The 20796-nt window shown below is 70.5% G+C and carries 16 protein-coding genes; 9 read left to right on the plus strand and 7 right to left on the minus strand.

The genetic code is table 11. The annotated features are described in order from the left end of the window. Positions 1–117: 117 nt before the first annotated feature. Genes OG219_RS16365 through OG219_RS16385 form a run of 5 tightly spaced genes read left to right on the plus strand, consistent with a single transcriptional unit; the run spans position 118 to position 6732 of the window. Positions 118–1746: an ABC transporter substrate-binding protein gene (locus OG219_RS16365; RefSeq protein WP_266827208.1), complete on the plus strand. Its 1629-nt coding sequence runs from the start codon at positions 118–120 to the stop codon at positions 1744–1746. Positions 1747–1764: 18 nt separating this feature from the next. Beyond that, positions 1765–2724: an ABC transporter permease gene (locus tag OG219_RS16370; RefSeq protein ID WP_266827210.1), complete on the plus strand. Its 960-nt coding sequence runs from the start codon at positions 1765–1767 to the stop codon at positions 2722–2724. Further along, positions 2724–4715: a dipeptide/oligopeptide/nickel ABC transporter permease/ATP-binding protein gene (locus OG219_RS16375; RefSeq protein ID WP_266827212.1), complete on the plus strand. Its 1992-nt coding sequence runs from the start codon at positions 2724–2726 to the stop codon at positions 4713–4715. Before OG219_RS16370 ends, OG219_RS16375 begins: the two co-directional genes overlap by 1 nt. Positions 4716–4735: 20 nt before the next feature. Next, positions 4736–5797 (plus strand): ABC transporter ATP-binding protein, encoded by a 1062-nt coding sequence (locus OG219_RS16380; RefSeq protein WP_266836113.1) that lies wholly within the window; start codon positions 4736–4738, stop codon positions 5795–5797. After that, the gene (locus OG219_RS16385) at positions 5797–6732 is read left to right on the plus strand and encodes a dihydrodipicolinate synthase family protein (protein WP_266827214.1); all 936 of its coding nucleotides are present in this window, start codon (positions 5797–5799) and stop codon (positions 6730–6732) included. Before OG219_RS16380 ends, OG219_RS16385 begins: the two co-directional genes overlap by 1 nt. 215 nt (positions 6733–6947) lie before the next feature. Here OG219_RS16385 and OG219_RS16390 read toward each other — a convergent pair whose 3' ends face one another. The 6 genes from OG219_RS16390 to leuA form a co-directional block, all read right to left on the minus strand. Further along, the gene (locus OG219_RS16390; protein ID WP_266827216.1) at positions 6948–8162 is read right to left on the minus strand and encodes an exo-alpha-sialidase; all 1215 of its coding nucleotides are present in this window, start codon (positions 8160–8162) and stop codon (positions 6948–6950) included. A gap of 190 nt (positions 8163–8352) precedes the next feature. Further along, positions 8353–9015, minus strand: a complete 663-nt coding sequence (locus tag OG219_RS16395) for a response regulator transcription factor (RefSeq protein ID WP_266827217.1) — start codon at positions 9013–9015, stop codon at positions 8353–8355. Continuing rightward, positions 9012–10439 (minus strand): histidine kinase, encoded by a 1428-nt coding sequence (locus OG219_RS16400; RefSeq protein ID WP_323183281.1) that lies wholly within the window; start codon positions 10437–10439, stop codon positions 9012–9014. The genes OG219_RS16395 and OG219_RS16400 overlap by 4 nt, the downstream gene beginning before the upstream one ends. Before the next feature lie 59 nt (positions 10440–10498). Then, positions 10499–12589, minus strand: coding sequence for an MMPL family transporter (locus OG219_RS16405; protein WP_266827219.1), 2091 nt, complete (start codon positions 12587–12589; stop codon positions 10499–10501). A 150-nt stretch (positions 12590–12739) separates the two neighbouring features. Further along, a complete protein-coding gene (locus OG219_RS16410; RefSeq protein ID WP_266827221.1) occupies positions 12740–13435 on the minus strand; it encodes a TerB family tellurite resistance protein in 696 nt (231 codons plus the stop codon). A 187-nt stretch (positions 13436–13622) separates the two neighbouring features. Then, positions 13623–15362 carry a 2-isopropylmalate synthase gene (gene leuA, locus OG219_RS16415; protein ID WP_266827223.1) on the minus strand — a complete coding sequence of 580 codons (1740 nt, stop codon included), beginning with the start codon at positions 15360–15362 and terminating at the stop codon, positions 13623–13625. A gap of 321 nt (positions 15363–15683) precedes the next feature. On the opposite strand from leuA, the gene OG219_RS16420 reads away from it, so the two are divergent. From OG219_RS16420 to OG219_RS16435, 4 genes are all read left to right on the plus strand, one after another. Next, on the plus strand, positions 15684–16757 hold the full coding sequence (locus OG219_RS16420) for a M4 family metallopeptidase (protein WP_266827225.1): 1074 nt from the start codon (positions 15684–15686) through the stop codon (positions 16755–16757). A gap of 32 nt (positions 16758–16789) precedes the next feature. Then, positions 16790–17056 (plus strand): protealysin inhibitor emfourin, encoded by a 267-nt coding sequence (locus OG219_RS16425; protein WP_266827227.1) that lies wholly within the window; start codon positions 16790–16792, stop codon positions 17054–17056. 235 nt (positions 17057–17291) lie between these two features. Continuing rightward, positions 17292–18614, plus strand: a complete 1323-nt coding sequence (locus OG219_RS16430; protein WP_266827229.1) for a GH1 family beta-glucosidase — start codon at positions 17292–17294, stop codon at positions 18612–18614. Next, positions 18611–19882, plus strand: a complete 1272-nt coding sequence (locus OG219_RS16435) for an MFS transporter (protein ID WP_266827231.1) — start codon at positions 18611–18613, stop codon at positions 19880–19882. Before OG219_RS16430 ends, OG219_RS16435 begins: the two co-directional genes overlap by 4 nt. Here OG219_RS16435 and OG219_RS16440 read toward each other — a convergent pair whose 3' ends face one another. Beyond that, positions 19883–20737 (minus strand): NAD(P)-dependent oxidoreductase, encoded by an 855-nt coding sequence (locus OG219_RS16440; RefSeq protein WP_266836114.1) that lies wholly within the window; start codon positions 20735–20737, stop codon positions 19883–19885. Positions 20738–20796 lie beyond the last annotated feature (59 nt).

Genomic DNA, 20796 nt, shown 5'->3' on the forward strand with positions numbered 1-20796 from the left:
CGCCATTCGTGTGTGTTCCCTTGACCCCCCTCACGCCCCCTCTTAAGGTCACGCTGCCCCCTATGACGTAGGACGTCGTATCTCCCACTCACTGGACCACTCCTCACTGGAGGAACCGTGCGCGACGTGACCCCCACTCCGGCGCTGCACCGCCGGTCGTTCCTGAAGTACACCGGCGCGCTGGGCGCGGCCGCCGCCGTCTCCTCGTCGCTGTCGGCCTGCTCGGCGGGGCCGGAGTCCACGAACGACACCGGCGGCGGGGGCACCGGCCAGAACAGCACACTGACCGCCGTCATCGGCTACGGGAACGACGGCAGCTGGGATCCGACACAGACGGCGTCCGCCTTCTCGATGGCCGCCAACAACCACATCTACGAGGGCTTGCTCGACACGGACCCGATCTCCCGCGAGCCGTACGCCGCGCTCGCCACGCAGGTGCCCGCCGACCTCACCGGCACCTCCTGGAAGTTCGAGCTGCGCCCGGGCGCCAGGTTCCACGACGGGAAGCCCGTCACCGCCGACGACGTGGTGTTCGTGTTCGACCGGATTCTCGACCCGAAGACGCAGACGCTCGGCAAGGGCTTCTTCGCGAGCTGGCTGAAGGAGGTCAAGAAGATCGACGCGATGAACGTCGAGCTGGTCCTCAAGTTCCCCTTCCCCGAAGGGGTTTCACGGCTCACCCTCGCGAAGGTCATGCCGAAGCACGTCTTCTCCCAGCCGGGTGCCTGGGACGAGGCGATCAGGGGCAAGGCGATCGGCTCGGGGCCGTACCGGCAGACCGCCCACCACCCGAAGTCCAACACCACCTTCGAGGCCTTCGCCGACTACAACGGCCCGCGCAAGGCCGCCTTCAAGAAGATGAACTGGCTGACGATGGTGGACGCCGCCCCGCGCGTCGCGAAGATCTCGGGGGCGAGCGCCGGAGCGCCGATCGCCGACAACATCCCCTACGCCAACATCGAGCAGCTCAAGAAGGGCGGCATGGCCGTCGAGGGCGGCGCGGGGATGAACAACCTCTTCCTGATGTTCAACACCCGGCACAAGCCCTTCGACGACGTACGGGTGCGCCAGGCGCTGCACTACGCCATCGACACCGACAAGATGGTCCAGGTCGCCCTGAAGGGGCACGGCAGGGCGTCGAGTTCGTTCCTCAACGAGGGCAACCCGAGCTACCGGCCGGCGAAGACCGTCTACGCGTACGACCCGGAGAAGGCGAAGCAGCTCCTGGCGGACGCGGGCGTCAAGGGGCTGAAGGTCGACATCATGGCGGTCAACGTCAGTTGGATCGTGGACTGCCTGCCGACGATCAAGGCCTCCTGGGACGCGATCGGCGTCGAGACGACGCTCGACCCGCAGGAGACGACGGCCGTCTTCACGAAGATGGACCAGAAGCAGGACTACCAGGTGGTCGCGGCGGCCTCGAACCCCAACCAGTTCGGCCTCGACGCCGACCTGATCATGCACTACAACTACGGCCCCCAGAACCTGTGGATGGGCTACGCCCGCTGGGCCGGCGACCCCGTGGCCAAGAAGCTCTTCAAGGACATGGACCAGGCGACCCAGGAGCCGGACGCCACCCGGAAGAAGACGATGATCCAGGACTACATCGACGTCGTCGCCGAACAGGCCGTGCTCTACCCGGTCGTGCACAACGAGCTGATGACCGCCTGGGACCCGAAGAAGCTCACGGGGATAAGGGCACAGCCGTACCCCGGGATCAACCTCCTGCAAGCCAAGTGGGCGTAGACCGGAGGTAGTCAGCACGTGGTCACCGTCGCCAGGATCCTGCTCCGCCGTATCGCCCTGCTGGTACCGCTGATGCTCGGGATCGTGCTGTTCGTGTTCATCGTGATGCGGTTCTCGGACGTCGATCCGGCATCCGCGTTCTTCCAGGGCGCCAATCCGACGCCGCAGCAGCTGATCGACTTCCGGGAGCAGAACGGGCTCCTCGACCCGTTCCCGGTGCGCTACTTCCACTTCCTGGGGGACCTGCTCCACGGCGACCTGGGCACCAGCGCGCTGACCGGGGCGCCGGTGCTCGAACAGGTCACCACCGCGCTGCCGCTCACCCTCCAGCTCACCTTCCTGGGCCTCGGCATCGCGGTGGTGCTCGCGCTGCTCGGCGGGGTCACCGCCGCCATCTACCGCGACCGGCCGCCGGACCAGATCATCCGCGTCGTCTCGCTGACCGGTGTCGCGGCGCCCGGCTTCTGGCTGGCGCTGCTGATGATCCAGTACCTGGCCGTCGACCTGGGCTGGTTCCCGACCGGCGGCTACATCAACCCGGCCGACTCACTGACCGGCTGGCTCAAGACGATGACGCTGCCCGCGCTCGCGCTGTCGCTGCCGGTGGCGGCGCAGCTCACCCGGATCGTGCGGACCTCGGTCGTCGAGGAGCTCGACAAGGACTACGTGCGGACGGCGATCGGCAGCGGCCTGCCGCCCCACGTGGTCGTCGGCCGCAACGTCCTGCGCAACGCCCTGATGAACCCGCTCACCGTGCTCGGGCTGCGCGTGGGCTATCTGCTCGGCGGGGCGGTCGTCATCGAGACGATCTTCTCCCTCCCCGGGATGGGGAAGCTGATGATCGACGCCGTGAAGAACGGTGACCCGGCGGTCGTCCAGGGCGTCGTCCTCACCACCGCCACCGGCTTCGTCGTCGTGAACCTCGTCATCGACATCCTGTATCTGCTGGTCAACCCGCGGCTGAGGGAGGCGACCTGATGTTCACATCGTTCAATCGCACGCGTCTCACCGAGGCCCTGTCCCGGCCCGGCATCCGGCTGCGCGGCTGGCGCCGGCTGCCGCTCCTCTCCCGGGTCGCGGTCTGCTTCCTGACGCTCGTCGTCGTGGTGGCGGTGTTCGCGCCGCTGCTCGCACCGGACGACCCGCTCGACCAGCAGCCGCTCGTCGGCGGCACGGGAGCCCCGTCCGCCGAGCACTGGATGGGGCAGGACAGCCTCGGCCGGGACATCATGAGCCGGCTGATGTACGGCGCCCGCTGGTCCCTCGCCATCGGCCTGGGCGCCACCGCGCTCGCCCTCGTCGTGGGAGCGCTCCTCGGCGCGGTCGCCGCGACCTCGCGCAAGGCGGTCGACGAGACGCTGATGCGCTGCCTGGACGTGGTCATGGCGTTCCCCGGCATCGCGCTGGCCGCCGTCCTGGTTGCCGTGTTCGGCGGCGGGATCACCGTGCTGATCTGCGCGATCGCGTTCCTGTTCACACCGCCGGTCGCCAGGGTCGTACGGGCGAACGTCCTCGACCAGTACGGCGAGGACTACGTCACCGCCGAGCACGTCATCGGCGCCCGCACCCCGCACATCGTCATCAAGCACGTGGCGATCAACTGCGCGGCGCCCATCCTGGTGTTCTGCACGGTGCAGGTCGCCGAGGCCATCGTCTTCGAGGCCTCGCTGTCCTTCATCGGCGCGGGAGTCAGGCCCCCGGACCCGTCCTGGGGCAGCGTCATCGCCGACGGCAAGAACATGGTCCTGACCGGCGGCTGGTGGGCCACCGTCTTCCCGGGCCTGCTGATGCTGATCACCGTACTGTCGCTGAACATCCTCTCCGAGGGCGTCTCGGACGCGTGGGCCGCGCCCGCCGCGCGCGACGTGCCCGCACGGGAGGCGAAGGACCGTCTGGAGGCCCCCGAGCCCGGCAGCGGCAAGGTCCTGGACCTGCCGGGGCTCACCGAGGCCGCAGCCCGGCTGCGCAGCCGGGCCCGCCCCCTTCCCGAGGGCGCCCTGCCCGTCCTGGCCGTCGAGAACCTGGCCATCGGCTTCGATGCCCGCCACGGGGGTGTGGACATCGTCGACGGCATCAGCTTCGAGGTGCGGCCGGGTGAGGTGCTCGGGCTGGTGGGCGAGTCCGGCTGCGGCAAGTCGCTGACCGCGCTGACGGTGATGGGCCTGGAGCCGAAGGGCGCCCGGGTCCGCGGCCATGTCCGGTTCAACCAGCGGCAGTTGGTGGGCGAGCCGATGCGCGTACGGCGCAAGCTGCTCGGCCACGAGATGGCGATGATCTACCAGGACGCGCTGTCGTCCCTGAACCCGGCGATGACGATCCGGGCACAGCTGAAACAGGTCGTACGCAGGGGAGGCAGCCGCACCCCCGCCGAACTCCTCGAACTGGTCGGCCTCGACCCCGAACGCACCCTGCGCAGCTACCCGCACGAGCTCTCCGGCGGCCAGCGCCAGCGCGTACTGATCGCGATGGCGCTGTCCCGGGACCCCAAGCTGATCGTCGCCGACGAACCGACGACGGCCCTCGACGTGACCGTCCAGGCGCAGGTCATGGAGCTGCTGCTGCGGCTGCGCACGGAGCTGGACTTCGCACTGATCCTCGTCTCGCACGACCTGGCGCTGATCTCGGCGGTCACCGACCGGGTCGTCGTCATGTACGGCGGCCAGATCGTCGAGACCGGGGTGACCGCCGACCTCGTGGAGGAGCCGGCCCACCACTACACGCGCGGACTCCTCGGCAGCGTGCTGTCGCTGGAGACGGCGGCCGAGCGGATGACGCAGATCAAGGGCGTCGTGCCCTCCCCCGCGGACTTCCCGGCGGGCTGCCGGTTCGCCGACCGCTGCCCGATGGCGAGCGAGCCGTGCCGCGACACCGCGCCCGACCTGCTGGGCAGCCGCTACCACCTGGCGGCCTGCCACCATCCGGCGATCGACCTGACACCGGAGCCGACCGGAAGCGAGGTCGTGAATTGAAGGGTGAATCGAACGGCGAGCTGAACGCGCTGGTGGCACTCGCCGACGCCCACGTCGTCCACAAGGCCCGCACCGGGGGCCTGTTCTCCCGCGACCGGGTGTACGCCCTCAGCGGCGCCGACCTCACCATCGCGCCCGGCGAGACGGTCGGCGTCGTCGGTGAGTCCGGCTGCGGCAAGTCGACGCTCGCCAAGGTGCTGGTGGGGGTGCAGCGGCCGACGTCCGGCACGGTGACGTTCGGCGGCCGGGACCTGTGGTCGCTGCCGCCCACCGAACGGCGTACGGCCATCGGCGGCAGCACCGGCATGATCTTCCAGGACCCGTCGACGGCCCTGAACCGGCGGCTGACGGTCCGGCAGATCCTGCGGGACCCGCTGGACGTCCACAAGCGCGGTACGCCGGCCCAGCGCGAGGAGCGGGTCAAGGAGCTGATGGAACTGGTCGGCCTGCCCCGCGTCCTGGCCGAGGGCCTGCCGGGCCAGCTCTCCGGCGGCCAGCGTCAGCGGGTGGCGATCGCCCGCGCCCTGGCCCTTGACCCCGACCTCGTCGTGGCCGACGAGCCGACGAGCGCGCTCGACGTGTCGGTCCGCGCCCAGATCCTGAACCTCCTCCTGGACCTGAAGGAACGCCTGGGCCTGGCCCTCGTCTTCGTCTCGCACGACATCCAGACGGTACGCAGGATGAGCGACCGGGTGATCACGATGTACCTCGGCCGGATCGTGGAGGAGTCCCCCGCCCACGAGGTCACCGACAGCTCCCGGCACCCGTACACCCGGGCCCTCTTCTCGGCGACTCCCGGACTCCTCGACCCCATCGACCCCATCCCCCTGGTGGGCCCCGTCCCCTCGGCCACCCGTCCGCCGTCCGGCTGCCCGTTCCGTACCCGCTGCTGGAAGGCGGACGAGGTGTGCGCGGGTGCCATGCCGGAGTTCACGGCCGCGTCGCGCCCCGATCACCGTTACCGGTGCCACCATCCTGTGCAGGAGGGTCAGTCGACGCGCGACCTGGTCACGCAGGCGCTGTCCGCCTCGCCGGCCGCCGCCACGGCCGACGTCCCGTTCGAGCACACCAGGGAGCCTTGATGTCGATCCCCACCCCGCTGACCGGTGTCGTTCCGCCCGTCTGCACGCCCCTGACACCGGACCGCGAGGTGGACGTCCCCTCCCTCATCAGGCTCGTGGACCACCTGGTGGAGGGCGGGGTGCACGGTCTGTTCGTGCTCGGCTCCTCGTCCGAGGCCGCGTATCTGACGGACGCGCACCGGCGGCTCGTCGTCTCGACCGTCGTCTCGCACGTCGGTGGGCAGCTTCCCGTGCTTGCCGGGGCCATCGACATGACGACACCTCGGGTACTGGACCACGTGGAGTACGCGGCCTCGGTCGGCGCCGACGCGGTCGTGGCGACCGCCCCCTTCTACACCCGCACCCACCCCGCCGAGATCGCCCGCCACTTCCGCGTCCTCGCCGCACGCTCGCCGCTGCCCGTCTTCGCCTACGACCTGCCGATGTCCGTCCACACCAAGCTGAGCCCCGAGCTGGTGCTCGAACTCGCCGCCGACGGTGTCCTGGCCGGGCTGAAGGACTCCAGCGGGGACCTGGCAGGCTTCCGCTCCGTCGTCATGGGCGCCCGCTCGCATCCCGGCATCACCGGATTCAGCGTGCTGACCGGGTCCGAGCTCGTCGTCGACTCCGCGCTCGCGCTGGGGGCGGACGGGGCGGTGCCCGGGCTGGCGAATGTCGACCCCGCGGGGTACGTGCGGCTGTACCGGCTGTGCCGGGACGGCGACTGGGGGCGCGCCCGGGCCGAGCAGGAACGGTTGTGTGCGTTGTTCGGGATGGTGGAGGTCGGTGATCCTGCCCGGATGGGGGGTAGTTCCGCCGGGCTCGGAGCCTTCAAGGCGGGGCTGTATCTGCGGGGGATCATCGACTGCCCGGTCACGGCGGAGCCGCAGGTTGCGTTGTCGGAGGGGGAGGTTGAGCGGGTGGGGAAGTATCTGGCGGCGGCGGGGTTGCTGTAGGGGTTTTTCGCCCCCTCCGCCCCTACCCGTCCCTTGCTCCTGGGGCTCCGCCCCAGACCCCGCTCCTCAAACGCCGGAGGGGCTGAAAATCTTGCCCGCGCCGGAGATCTTTCAGCCCGTCCGGCGTTTGAGGACGAGCCCTTCGGGCGAACGGGGGTCTGGGGGCGGAGCCCCCAGGAACAAGGGACGGGTAGGGGCGGAGGGGGCGAAAAAAACTACCCCCGCAGGTCGGCGACCCGCACCCGCCGGAACTCGATCCTCTCGTACGTCCCCGTCGAACCCGTCTCGTAGAGGACCCCCACCCGGCTGGTCCCGAGCTGCACGAGGTCGGAGTACGCGGCCCGCTGCTGCGACAGCGTGGCCACCTTGGTGAACGTCAGACCCGCGTTCGTGCTGCGCCAGATCGCCATGGCCTGACGGGCGGTGGGAACGGACGGCCCGGAGAAGAGCAGCCCCGCGCCCGAGCCCCGCAGTTGAAGGACGCTGCCCTGCACGACGGGAACACCGTTGAGCGTGGGCTGGACCCGGTACGGCCGGTCCAGCGTCTCGGCGCCGTCGCCGGAGTAGGAGTCGAGCCGGTTGCCGGCACTCGTGCCGTTCTGGTCACGGGAGCTGAAGTACAGCCGCCCGTCGGGAAGTTCGGCCGCGATGGACTCGTTCGCGTTGTCGACACCGTCGTAGGAGTCGTCGACGAAGCCGAGCGCCCAGGTCAACCCACCGTCGTCGCTGTAGATGGCGTGGGCGCCGTAGTACTTGGGCTCCTGCCCGGTGTCGGCGGACCCGGCGGCCGGCGCGGCGGAGTGATTGGCGGCGACGACGAGGCGCCCGGCATGCGGCCCGTGCCGCAGGGCGACCGCGTGCCCGGGACCTGTGGCGTACCACCGCCAGTCGGGCAGCTTCACCTCCGCCGTGATGTCACGGGGAGCGGAGAAGCTGAGCCCGTCGTCGAGGCTCGTCTGTACGAAGACGCGGCGGCTCTGTGCCGCCGTGACCTCGCCCCGCATGATCTGCCCCTCGGTCACGGCCCCGCTGTTGTACGACGTGACGAGCACGATCCGGCCGGTCCGCGGGTCCACGACCGGCGCCGGGTTGCCCCGGGTGTCCCCGTTCCCGGACGCCACGACCTGCAGCGCGCCCCACGTACAGCCGTTGTCGTAGGAACGCCTGACGACGACGTCGATGTTGCCGCTGTCGCCCGCACCGCTGTGCCTCCCCTCGGCGAAGGCGAGCAGCGTGCGGGCCGGGGTCGTGACCGTGGCCGGGATGCGGTACGTGTCGTAGCCGCCCTGGCCCGCGGTGTACGGCACGGAGGAGGTGCAGTCCTGCGCGGACAGCGGGACGGCGGACGCGGTGCCGGTACCGAGGCCGGCGACGGCCGTGAGGAGTGCGGTGGCTGCCGCTAACGCGGCCGTACGGCTCATGACGGTCATGGCGCTCCCTGGACTGCGACGGACGGCGGGCAGTGGACAGCAGACGGCGGACAGCGGTCATCGGGCAGTGGACAGCGATCATCGAAGAACGGACATGGGACGTGGGACATGGGATGTCCGGCTGAAACCAATCTGCCCCGAGCGGCCCCGAGATACGCATGCCCCTACGGCGTATTGACGTACCGTCAGCTCAGCAGCCGCCCGGAGCGACCAACCCCGACTCGTACGCCACGATCACCAGCTGGGCCCGGTCGCGGGCGCCCAGCTTGCCCATGATGCGGCTCACGTGGGTCTTCGCGGTGAGCGGGCTCAGCCCCAACGCCTCGGCTATCTCGGTGTTGTTGAGGCCCCGTGCGACCAGCGTCAGCACCTGGCGCTCACGCTCGGAGAGGCCCTCGGGGCCGCCCGTCACGGGGGCCGAGGGGCCCCGCAGGAAGCGGGCGATCAGCCGGGCGGTCGGGCCCGGCGACAGCAGGGACTCACCGGCCGCCACCGTGCGGATCGCGTCGAGGAGTTCGGCGGGCCTGGTGTCCTTCACCAGGAAGCCGGAGGCGCCCGCGCGCAGGGCCTCCACGACGTACTCGTCGGTGTCGTACGTGGTCAGGACCAGGACCCTGACGCCGGCCAGTTCCGCGTCGGCGGCGATGAGCCGGGTGGCCTCGATGCCGTCCAGGTCGGGCATGCGGATGTCCATGACGATCAGATCCGCCCCTGCGCTGCGGGCCAGCTCCACCGCTTCCCGGCCCGTGGCCGCCTGCCCGACGACCGCCATGTCCCGCGCCGACTCGACGAGCATCGCGAACGCGGCCCGCACGAGGGTCTGGTCGTCGGCGAGGACTACACGGATGGTCATCGGGACTCGCCTCGGTCGAATGCGGCTTCACGCACGGCCTCTGCCACCCGGACGGGTTCCGCCGTACGTACGGGTTCTGCGTCGCGTACGACATCAGCGTCACGTACGACATCAGCCGCACGGACAGCCTCTGCTTCACGCACGCCCTCTGCCTCGCGTACGACATCGGCATCCCGTACAGAATTCTGCGCGGGCAGGGCAACGGCACCCCCCAGCGGCAGCACCGCGACCACTTCGAATCCGCCCTCCCCCCGAACCCCCGCCTCCACGGTCCCGCCCACGCTGCGAGCCCGCTCCCGCATCCCCACGAGCCCGAACCCGGGTGTGGTGCCGTCCGTGTCCCCCGCCCCCTCGTCGGTGACCGTCACCCGGAGCGCACCTCCCTCGGCCCGCAGGTCCACGCGCACCGGTACGTCGGGGCCCGCGTGCCGTACCGCGTTGGTGAGCGCCTCCTGGACGATCCGGTACGCGGCGGCGCCGACCGCGGACGGGACGCCGTCGGCGCGTATCGACACCTCGACCTCGGCGCCGGAGAGCCTGGCCGCCTTCGCCAGGTCCGGCACTCCGTCCAGGCCGGGCAGCGGACCGCGCCGGTCTCCCCCGTACTGGGACTCGCGCAGCACCTCCAGTGTGGTGCGCAGTTCGCCGCGTGCGCTGCGGCAGGTACCGGAGATGTCGTCGAGGGCCTTGGCGACGGCCTCCCGGTCGAGGCGCTCGGGGTCGGCGGCCAGGACGTGTGCGGCGACGGAGGTCTGCACGCCGATCAGGGTGATGCTGTGGGCGAGCAGGTCGTGCAGGTCGCGGGCGATGCGCAGGCGTTCCTCGGCTACGCGGCGGCGGGCCTCCTCCTCGCGGGTGCGTTCGGCGCGTTCGGCGCGTTCGAGGATCGTGTCGACGTACTGGCGGTGCACGCGGACGTATCCGCCGCACAGCAGGACGGCGACGATCCAGCCGGAGATCCGCACGACCTCCCCGACCTGGTGCGGGGGCACCACGGCGTTCCCGAGCACCGTGCCGCCGACGACGCCGAACCCTGTCAGCAGCGTACGGCGGGCCGTGCCCGTCACGGCGATCGTGTAGAGCACGACCATGGTGAGCTGAATCGCGGCGGTGTGGTTGTAGTCGAGCGCGTGGTAGGGCCCGATGAGGACCAGCACGGCGAACAGCACGAGCATGGGACGGCGTCGGCGCCAGACGAGAGGCACATGGCCGCACATGAGGAGCGTCCAGCCGAAAGCGTCCAGGGAGCGGCCGTCGTCGACGGTGAGCGCCAGCGCGGCCCCGAAGGCCGCGAGAATCGCGGCGAAGCAGGCGTCCTGGCGCAGGGTGTTCCGGGGTGTCCGCCCGACGGCGGCGTTCAGTCGCCGCGCGAGCCCCGGCCGGGTGCCGGTCGCGCTTGCCAGGTCTGCCGAGTTTGCCTGCACGGGGTTCATCCTCCGTCAGGAGTGCGCCCCTCCGGGAGGGAGGGGCGCACTCGTGGTGTTCAGCCGACGACGACTGGTTCCTTCTGGCGCGGCTCGGGCGGCTGCCCCTGCGCCGGTTCCCTCGACAACGTCCCCGGCCACCACACCTTCCGCCCGAGCGCGACGCTCGCACTCGTCACCAGATACGTCCGTACGAGGAAGGTGTCGAGCAGTACCCCGACCGCGATCACGAACCCGAGCTGGACCAGTTGGACGAGCCCCATGTTCGTCAGCACCGCGAAGGTCGCGGCGAGGACCAGCCCGGCGGAGGCGATGACACCTCCGGTCGTCCGCAGCGCGGTGAGTGCGGCGGCGGACGGCTCGGCGCCGGACAGCGACTCCTCCCGCATCCGGTGCATGAGGAAGATGCCGTAGTCGACGCCGAGGGCGACGAGGAAAACGAACGACAGCAGGCCGAGCCCCGGATCGGTCCCCTCGAAGCCGAGGACCGGTCCGAAGAGCAGGCCGCCGATCCCGAGCGACGCGCCCCACACCGCGATCACGGCGGCGACGAGCAGCAGCGGGGCGACCAGGCTGCGCAGCAGCACGATCAGGATCAGCAGCACGGACACGACGACGATCGGTACGACGACGAGCTGGTCCCGGGCGTTGGTGTCCTCCAGGTCGAGCTGTTCGGCGCTGGGGCCGCCGATGTAGGAGCCCTTGAGGTCGTCCCGCAGGGACTTGATGGTGGCCGTCTCGGCCGCCGACTGGGGCGCGCCCTTCGCCGTGACGGAGATCTCCGTCCAGCCGTCTCCGGTGCGTCCCCGTTCGGCGGCGGCGACGCCCTGGTGGTCGCGGGCCGCGGCAAGGGTGGCGTCGGCCCGGTCGGCGGGGGTGATCACGGTGATCGGCTGGGTGCCCTGTTCGGGGTAGGCGGCGGCGAGTGTCTCCATCGCGGCGACGGCGTCGGGCTTGTCGACGAAGGAGTCCTGCTGCTTGATCGAGCCGGGCAGGTTCAGGGTGCCGAGGGCCAGCGCGCCGAGCAGGATCGCCCCGCCCGCGAGGACGGCGTACGGCCGGCGTCCGGCCGAACTCCCCATCGCGGTGAAGAGGCTGCGCCGCTCCTTGGGCTTGCTCCCGAAGGCGGGTACGAGCGGCCAGAACACCCGGCGCCCGAGCAGTACGAGGACGGCGGGCAGCAGGGTCAGCATGGCGACGAGCGCGCACAGCACTCCGAGGGCGCCCAACGGGCCCATCCCCCGGCTGCTGTTGAGGTCGGCGGCGAGCAGGCACACCAGTCCGACGGCGACCGTGCCGGAGGAGGCGAGTACGGCGGGGCCGCAGCTGCGCAAGGCGACCCGCATGGCGTCGTACGGCCGCTCGACGCGCCGCAGTTCCTCCCGGTAGCGGGAGATGAGCAGCAGCGCGTAATCGGTCCCGGCGCCGAACACCAGGATGGTCATCACGCCCGAGCTCTGTCCGGAGATGGTGGTGCCGAACGCCTGGTGGAGTCCGTAGGCGACGCCCATGGACAGATAGTCCGCGATGCCCGCGACGGCGAGCGGGACGAGCCACAGCAGCGGGCTGCGGTAGATGACGATCAGCAGGATCGCGACCACGCCGACGGTGGTGTAGAGCAGAGGCCCGCCGAGGGAGTTGTAGACCTCGCCGGCATCGGTGGCGAGCGCCCCCGGCCCGCCGACGTCGACGGTCATCCCGTCCTCGCCCTGGGCGACGTCACGTACGTCGTTGACGAAGACGTCCCGCTTCTCCTCGTCGATGCCCGGCTCCGTGCTGGCCACCGGGTACATCAGGGTGGTCCCGTCCTGGGACGGCACGTCCTTCGGTGTTCCGGTCAGCCGGTTCGCGGCCGCGATCTCGTCGACCTGCTGCGCCGCCGTCGTACGGTCGGCGGCGGTCAGCCCGCCGTCACGGTGGTAGACGAGGACCAGTTCGGTGGTCTCGCCGCCGGGCAACTGCTCCTGGATCTTGGCTACTTGGGTGGAGTCGGCACTCGCCGGGAGATAGTCCGTGGCCCGGTCGTGCTGCACGTCTGCCAACTTGGAAGCGAACGGCGCGACGAAGGCGAGCAGGGCCACCCAGAGCCCGAGCAGCGCCCAGGGCACCGCCCTTCGCCGCGTACGCGTGGTTGTGTTTCCGGGCCCCATGGCGGGGTCCCCCCTCCTGGACGGTTGTCTGGACACACACACCAGACTTCCGGCGCGGAGAACCGGATTCGTCGCGCGGGAGGGCGAGTTCGGGGGTACCGCCGCGGGTGGCCCGACGGCCGGACTACTCCCCCGGGAGTACGGGGAGGATCACGACGGTGTACGCGCGGCCGCCAGCAGCCGTGTCACGTCGTCCGAGCAGATCGTCAGGGCCGCGCCCACCGTCGACAGGACCTCCCGCTCGGCGGGCGTGTACGGCCCGTCGGCCAGCGCGATGCGCGCCCCCTGGAGGAGGATCGCCTCCCGGCCCGTGGGGGCGAGGTGCGGGGCGAGCGGGTCCAGGGCCTCGTGGAGCTCTATGGCCAGACTCGCGCCGCACGGCTCCCCGAGGACGCGCCCGGTGTCCGCGGCGAGCGCCTCGACGAGCGCGCCGAGCTGGTCCTCGGTGCAGTCGTCGAAGCCGGCCGAGCGGACGGCGGAGGCGGCGGTCTCCAGGGACGTACGGGCGCAGGAGCCGTCCGCGGCGAGCACGGCGAGGGCGACCGTGTGGACGGCGTCGCGGAGCATCGCGGAGAAGCGGGTGGTGGTGGGATGGTCGAGGACGTCGGCGCCGAAGTGGTGGCGGCAGGCGGCGCACTCGACGACGGGCCCGGTCTCGCCGCGCGGGAGAACGGGAACGCCGAGGCAGGTGAAGCGGCGTCGGCCGGTGAGCCGCTGGAAGTTGCGGTCACCTCCGCAGCCCGGGCAGAAGAACTCGCCGTCGCCGACCGTGGTCCATGCCGTACGGGTGCCCAGGATCCGGGAAACCGGAAGTGCACGACCGTTTCGTCCCCATCCTGGCAGCACGCGCGCACACCTCCGTAACGCCGCGGCAACATCGCCGCGCTGGCGTGATGTTAGCCACATTGTTGATGCGGAGTCAGTACCCCGGACGAGACCCACCCGTGACCTGCACACGGAATGGCCGGTAAACGACGGGGGCCCCGCCCGCCTCGGAGGGCGGACGGGGCCGAGAAGAACCAGGTGAACGGGTTCAGCGGGCCGCGCGGTTGACCGCGGAGACCACGGCCTTCAGCGAGGCACGTGTCGTATTCGCGTCGATCCCGATTCCCCACAGAACCTTGTCGCCGATGGCGCATTCGATGTACGAGGCGGCCTGCGCGGAGGCGCCCTCGCTCATCGTGTGCTCCTGGTAGTCGAGCAGCCGGGCGTCGATGCCGATGCCCTGCAGCGCCTGGAAGAAGGCGGAGATCGGACCGTTGCCGCTGCCGACCAGAACGGTCTCGACGCCGTCCACCTCGGCCTCGACGGTGAGCGTGTCGATGCCGTCGCGGTCGGTCGTGCTCTGGCCGTTGCGGACCTGGATACGGCCCCACGGGTTCCCGGAGATCGGCAGGTACTCGTCCTGGAAGATCGACCAGATGTCCTTCGGGGTGACCTCGCCGCCCTCGGCGTCCGTCTTCGCCTGGATGATCTTCGAGAACTCGATCTGCATCCGGCGCGGCAGGTCCAGCTTGTGCTCGTTCTTCAGGACGTACGCGATACCGCCCTTGCCCGACTGCGAGTTGACCCGGATGACCGCCTCGTAGGAGCGGCCGACGTCCTTCGGGTCGATCGGCAGGTACGGGACCGCCCACTCGATGTCGTCGACGGTGACGCCCTTGGCGGCCGCGTCGGCCTCCATGGCGTCGAAGCCCTTCTTGATGGCGTCCTGGTGGGAGCCGGAGAAGGAGGTGTAGACGAGGTCACCGACGTACGGGTGGCGTGCGTGGACCTCCATCTGGTTGCAGTACTCGGCAGTGCGGCGGACCTCGTCGATGTTCGAGAAGTCGATCTGCGGGTCGACGCCCTGGGAGAACAGGTTCATGCCCAGGGTGACCAGGTCGACGTTGCCGGTGCGCTCGCCCTGTCCGAACAGGCAGCCTTCGATGCGGTCGGCGCCGGCCATCAGCGCCAGCTCGGCCGCCGCGACGGCCGTACCGCGGTCGTTGTGGGGGTGGACGGAGACGCACACGTACTCGCGGCGGGAGAGGTTTCGGCTCATCCACTCGAAGCGGTCCGCGTGCGTGGAGGGGGTCGAACGCTCCACCGTGGCGGGCAGGTTGAGGATGATCTCGCGGTCCGGGCCCGGCTGCCAGACGTCCATGACGGCCTCGCAGACCTCCAGGGCGAAGTCCAGCTCGGTGTCGGTGAAGATCTCGGGGCTGTACTGGTAGCCGAAGGTGGTCCGCTCGTCCAGCAGCTTCTCGGCGTACTCCATGACCAGCCGCGTGCCGTCGACGGCGATCTGCTTGATCTGGTCCTTGGAGCCGCGGAAGACGACCCGGCGGAAGACCGGGGCGGTGGCGTTGTAGAGGTGGACGTTGGCGCGGTTGGCGCCGACCAGGGACTCCACGGTCCGCTCGATCAGGTCCTCGCGGGCCTGGGTCAGTACGGAGATCGTGACGTCGTCCGGGATCGCGCCCTCTTCCTCGATGATCGAGCGCACGAAGTCGAAGTCGGTCTGGCCGGAGGCCGGGAAGCCGACCTCGATCTCCTTGTAGCCCATCTTCACCAGCAGGTCGAACATCTCGCGCTTGCGCGCGGGCGACATGGGGTCGATCAGGGCCTGGTTGCCGTCACGCAGGTCGGTGGAGAGCCAGCGGGGGGCGACGGTGATCCGGTTGTCCGGCCACGTACGGTCGGGGATGTCGACCTGGTCGTACGGGCGGTACTTGTGGACCGGCATGGAGGTGGACTGCTGGCGGTTCTGGCTGCGCTGGCTGTTCGCCATGATGCGGGGGCTCCTCGAAGGTGTCCGGAAGGACGGCCGACGGCGCAACGCCAGACTCCGCGGGGAGGGGGTCGGCCTCGACTTACAGGCCCTCGCCGCGGCAGCTAAGGAGGAGCAGCCCGAAACGCATGATGCTCCGCATGCTAGCCGAGCCGCGCCGGGTGCGGGGGCTCGTATCAGTATGCGGGACCGCCCCGACAAATAGGACGAAAAGTGCGCCATACCACTTCAGGGCCGGTCCGGGGGTTCCTTATCGCCACATTTCACCAATCATGGTTGCCGGTAGTGACAGAGTCATGACTCAGTGCAAATGTGCCCGGCATGACCGCCAATCCGTCAGGCTTCGAGCCTGTCTTCTGCACCATCGTGCCGCCCCATGTCCTCGACAAGCTGGCCAGGGCCGAGGACCCCGCGCTCGCCGGGCCCGCCCGCCGCACCCTGGAGCGCGACGCCCTCGAACGCACCCACCGCCGCTTGACCACGGTCATCGGCGCGCCCACCGTGGCCCCGGCGAAGGAAGCCGCCGAGGACAAGCCGCACCGCACGATCTACGACGCCCGGCACCGCCAGGACCTGCCCGGCAAGAAGGTCCGCGGCGAGGCCGACAAGCCCGGCAAGGACGCCACGGTCAACCGCGCGTACGCCGGCCTCGGCGCGACCTTCGAGCTGTACCTGAACGCCTACCGGCGCAACTCGATCAACGGCGAGGGCCTGCCGCTCGACGCCACCGTGCACTTCGACGCGAACTACAACAACGCCTTCTGGAACGGCGAGCAGATGGTGTTCGGCGACGGTGACGGCGAGATCTTCCTCGACTTCACCATCCCGGTCGACGTCATCGGCCACGAGCTGACCCACGGCGTCACCCAATACACCGCGAACCTCACCTACTTCGGCCAGTCCGGCGCCCTCAACGAGTCCATGTCCGACGTCTTCGGCTCGCTGATCAAGCAGTACACACTCGGCCAGACCGCCGCCGAGGCCGACTGGCTGATCGGCGCGGGCCTGCTCGCCCCGCGCGTCACCGGCACCGCGCTGCGCTCCATGAAGGAGCCGGGCACGGCGTACGACGACGACGTGCTCGGCAAGGACCCGCAGCCCGCGACGATGGACGACTTCGTGAACACCGGTCGCGACAACGGCGGCGTCCACATCAACTCCGGCATCCCCAACCACGCCTTCTACCTCGCCGCCACCGCCCTCGGCGGCAACGCCTGGGAGCGGGCCGGACAGATCTGGTACGACGTCCTCACCGGCGGCGAACTGGGCCAGCAGGCCCTGTTCACCGACTTCGCCAAGCTCACGATCACCGCGGCACGCACCCGCTTCAACGACGGCGAGGAACTGCAGGCCGTGCTGAAGGCGTGGGAACAGGTCGGGGTACCCACCGCCTAGCCCCACGTCCCGACTCGCACTAGACAGGACCCATGCGTATTCAGGTAAGGCGCACGGGCGGATTCGCGGGCATCGAGCGCCACGCCGAGGTGAACACCTCGGGACGCCCCGATGCCCACGAGTGGCACACCCTGGCCGAGCAGGCGGTCGCCGCCGGCCGGGGCACGCCGCCCATAGGCGTTCCCGACGGTTTCAGCTACCAGATCACGGTCGACGGCAAAACGGTGTACGCCGCGGACCCGAGACTGACGGAGGAGCAACGGAGCCTGATTTCGAGGGTGTTGAAGGAGGGGGCGTAAGGGGGGACTTTCTGGGCGCTCACGTGGCGGCGAGGGCTCGGGAGGGGGCTTTCCGGAGGGGCGCTCACTTTGGTGGCGAGGGCCCGGGGGAGGTCTTTTAGGGGCGCGGGGAACTGCGCGACCAGCCCCCGACGGCCCGCAGTCGCCCAACAACCGCACCCCCCTCCCCATAGGCGCCCCCGAAAGTAACTCCTAGTTCACACCGCCCCGTTGACTTCCGTTACCCCCGGTACGGATGATCGCGCGCATGGCGACGACCCTCCCGCAGTTCCCGCCCGACTTCCTCTGGGGCGTATCGACATCGGCCCACCAGATCGAGGGGGCCACCGACAAACGCGCCCCCTCGGTGTGGGACACCTTCACCGCCGAACAGGGAAACGTGAAGGACGGCTCCACGGCCGAAGTGGCCTGCGACCACTACCACCGCTACCGCGAAGACGTGGCTCTCCTCCGCGACCTCGGCGTGGACGCCTACCGCTTCTCGATCTCCTGGCCCCGGGTCAACTCCCCCGGCGGCCTGGACTTCTACGACCGCCTGGTCGACGAACTGTGCACCGCGGGCGTACGCCCCGTACCGACCCTCTTCCACTGGGACCTGCCGGTCGACCTCGACTGGATGAACCGCTCGACGGCGGAACGCTTCGCCGAGTACGCGGCCGTCGTCGCCGCCCGCCTCGGCGACCGCGTCACCAAGTGGATCACCCTCAACGAGCCCGCCGAACACACCCTGTTGGGCCACGCGCTGGGCGCACACGCACCCGGCAAGAAGCTGTTGTTCGACGCCCTGCCGGTGGCCCACCACCAGCTCCTTGCACACGGCCTGGCCGTACGGGCCCTGCGCGCGGCCGGCGTCACCGACATCGGGATCGCCAACTCGCACGGGCCGACCTGGGCGGCGTCGGAGAGCACGGAGGACGTGGAGGCCGCCGACTTCTACGACCTGCTCCTCAACCGCCTGTTCGCGGACCCGCTGCTCCTGGGCCAGTACCCGGACGGCATCGCCGACCTGCTCCCCGGCGACATCGAGTCGGACCTGAAGATCATCTCGGAGCCGCTGGACTGGTACGGGATCAACTACTACCAGCCAACCAAGGTGGGCGCCCCCGAGGGCGCGGAGATCGAGTTCAGCGGACTGACACTGCCCGCCGAACTCCCCTTCTCCGTACGCGAGTTGGAGGGCTACCCGGTCACTGACTTCGGCTGGCCGGTGGTCCCCGAGGCGCTCACGGAACTGCTCACCGGGTTCCGCGAGCGCTACGGCGACCGACTCCCGCCCGTGGTCATCACCGAGAACGGCTGCAGTTACGAGGGGATCGACGACCAAGAGCGGATCACGTTCCTCGACGGTCATGTGCGGGCGCTGCACCGGGCGTTGGAGGCGGGCGTCGACGTACGCGGCTACTTCGTGTGGTCGCTCCTCGACAACTTCGAGTGGGCGGAGGGGTACGCACGCCGCTTCGGCCTCGTCCACGTCGACTACACAACCCTGGAGCGGACCCCGAAGGCGTCCTACGCGTGGCTGCGGGACGCCCTGCGGGACTCTCGGGCTCAGAGATGACGGCGCCCCCGACCGACGCGAGCGAGCCGTCGGCGGCGGCGCTTGCCGAACCCGTCGAGCGGGTCGGCCGGGGCTGGACCGCGTCGCTCTCGCTCGCCAACGGGGCGATCTGGGTGGGCTGGTACGGCCCTCTGCAGATCCTGCTCGCCTCCCAGGCGGAGGACTTCGCGCCCGGCTCCGGCATGTCCAAGGAGACGATGCTGGCGTGGGTGACGGGCGCGGGCGCGGTCGTCTCGCTGGTCGCCAACCCGCTCTTCGGCGCGCTGTCCGACCGGACCACCGCGCGCTGGGGCCGCCGTACGCCGTGGATCGTCGCCGGAGCGGCGGGCGGCGCGCTGTCGCTGCTGCTCCTGGCGGGCGCGGGCGGCGTCTGGACGATGGCGGCCGGCTGGTGCCTGGTCCAGCTGACACTGAACGCCGCCTTCGCCGCGGTCACCGCGGCCGTGCCCGACCGGGTACCGCGGCTCCAACGGGGCTCTGTGGGCGGCTGGTTGGGGGCGGCCCAGATCCTTGGCGTCGTCGGCGGGACGGGGCTTGCGACGCTGGCCGGGGGTGTGGGCGGCGGATACGCGGCGTGCGCGGTGTTCACGCTCGTGGGTGTGCTGCCGTACGTACTGCGCCACAAGGACCTGCGCCTGCCCGTGTCGGACCGCCCCGCGTTCGCCTGGCGCCCCTTCCTCAACTCCTTCTGGCTGAGCCCCCGCCGCCACCCCGACCTGGCCTGGGCGTGGCTGACCCGCTTCCTGATCAACCTCAGCAACGCGCTCGTACTGCTGTATCTGCTCTATTACCTGCGGGACCGCCTGCACTACGACGACCCGGAACAGGGCGTCCTGATCCTGACCGCGGTCAACGGCGTCACCCTCCTCGCCACGGTCGTGGTCGGCGGCGTCTGGTCGGACCGGGTGGGCCGCCGCAAGCCCTTCGTGATCTGGTCGGGTGTCCTGATGGCGGTCGCCACGGCCGCCCTCGCCGGCTGGCAGACCTGGCCGGGCGCCATCGTCGCGGCGGCCGTCCTCGGCATCGGCTTCGGCGTCTTCACGTCGGTCGACTTCGCGCTGATGACGGACGTCCTGCCGAAGGCGATGGACCGCGGCAAGGACCTGGGAGTGATCAACGTGGCCAACGCACTCCCCCAGGTCGCCGCCCCGGTCCTCGCGGCACCGATCGTCACCTATCTGGGCGGGTACCGGGTGCTGTACCTGGTGGCGGCGGTGATCGGACTGGCCGGGGCCCTGCTGGTGGGGCGGATCAGGGGCGTGGACTAGCTAGAGCGCGCCCACGTCCGCCGCCGTCCAGACCGAGGGGTACAGCGGGCGGAAGCCCAGCTCGCGGCGGATACGGCGGGTGGAGACGATGCCGTGCCACGGGTCGTCGTCCGGGCGGTCGTGCAGGTCCTTGGGGACCTCCAGGCCGTTGAGCTGGTGCAGCTCGACCGTCGTCACCGGCGCGTCGTCGGCGATGTTGTACACGCGGCCGTCGGCGCCCGGGGCGTACAGCAGACGCAGCAGCCCCTGGGCCACATCCGCGTGGTGGACCATCTGTAGGCGCTGGGTCGCGGCCCAGTGCGCCGCCCACCGCATCGACTGGGCGATGTGCGGGTCCCCTTCGCCGTAGACGAAGGAGAGCCGCCCGACGCGTACGTCGAGATCCGCCATGGCCAGCAGCCCGCGCTCGGCCTCGAGCTTCGCCTCCGGGTACGCGCCCCACAGGCGGCCGCCGGGTACGTAGGGGTCGGACTCGGTGTGCGGGCGGCCCCGCCCCGCGCCGTACACGAGGTTCGTGCTGACCTGCACGAACCTGCGTACGCCTGAAGCGACGGCCGCGCGTCCCAGTTCCAGCGCCGCGTCGCGGTTGACCGCCCGCGCCTCGTCGTCCGGTACGCCGCGGAAGGAGGCCGCGATGTTCACCACCGCGTCGGCTGGGGCGAGCGCCTTCCCCAGCGTGTCGGAGTCCCTCAGGTCCCCGACCGCGACCTGCGCGCCCAGGTCGGCGAACCGGGACGCCTTCGACTCGTCGCGGACCAGGACCCGTACCTGCTCGCCGGGCTGCGTCTGCGCCAGCAGCCGCGGGACGAAACGGCGCCCGACCTCACCCGTCGTACCCGTCACCAGTGTCAGCATCATGTGCTCCTCTCTCCTGCCGCCAGCCTGGGACGCGGCGGTGCGCGGCGGGAGAGACC

The organism is Streptomyces sp. NBC_00038 (assembly GCF_026343635.1).
Lineage (GTDB): Bacteria > Actinomycetota > Actinomycetes > Streptomycetales > Streptomycetaceae > Streptomyces.

Excerpts from the sequence above, each read along its gene's own strand:
- OG219_RS16375 (WP_266827212.1), top strand. The coding sequence starts at position 2,724 with ATGTTCACATCGTTCAATCGCACGCGTCTCACCGAGGCCCTGTCCCGG.
- OG219_RS16385 (WP_266827214.1), top strand. The coding sequence starts at position 5,797 with ATGTCGATCCCCACCCCGCTGACCGGTGTCGTTCCGCCCGTCTGCACG.
- OG219_RS16390 (WP_266827216.1), bottom strand. The coding sequence starts at position 8,162 with ATGACCGTCATGAGCCGTACGGCCGCGTTAGCGGCAGCCACCGCACTC.
- OG219_RS16395 (WP_266827217.1), bottom strand. The coding sequence starts at position 9,015 with ATGACCATCCGTGTAGTCCTCGCCGACGACCAGACCCTCGTGCGGGCC.
- OG219_RS16405 (WP_266827219.1), bottom strand. The coding sequence starts at position 12,589 with ATGGGGCCCGGAAACACAACCACGCGTACGCGGCGAAGGGCGGTGCCC.
- leuA (WP_266827223.1), bottom strand. The coding sequence starts at position 15,362 with ATGGCGAACAGCCAGCGCAGCCAGAACCGCCAGCAGTCCACCTCCATG.
- OG219_RS16420 (WP_266827225.1), top strand. The coding sequence starts at position 15,684 with ATGACCGCCAATCCGTCAGGCTTCGAGCCTGTCTTCTGCACCATCGTG.
- OG219_RS16425 (WP_266827227.1), top strand. The coding sequence starts at position 16,790 with ATGCGTATTCAGGTAAGGCGCACGGGCGGATTCGCGGGCATCGAGCGC.
- OG219_RS16430 (WP_266827229.1), top strand. The coding sequence starts at position 17,292 with ATGATCGCGCGCATGGCGACGACCCTCCCGCAGTTCCCGCCCGACTTC.
- OG219_RS16435 (WP_266827231.1), top strand. The coding sequence starts at position 18,611 with ATGACGGCGCCCCCGACCGACGCGAGCGAGCCGTCGGCGGCGGCGCTT.
- OG219_RS16440 (WP_266836114.1), bottom strand. The coding sequence starts at position 20,737 with ATGCTGACACTGGTGACGGGTACGACGGGTGAGGTCGGGCGCCGTTTC.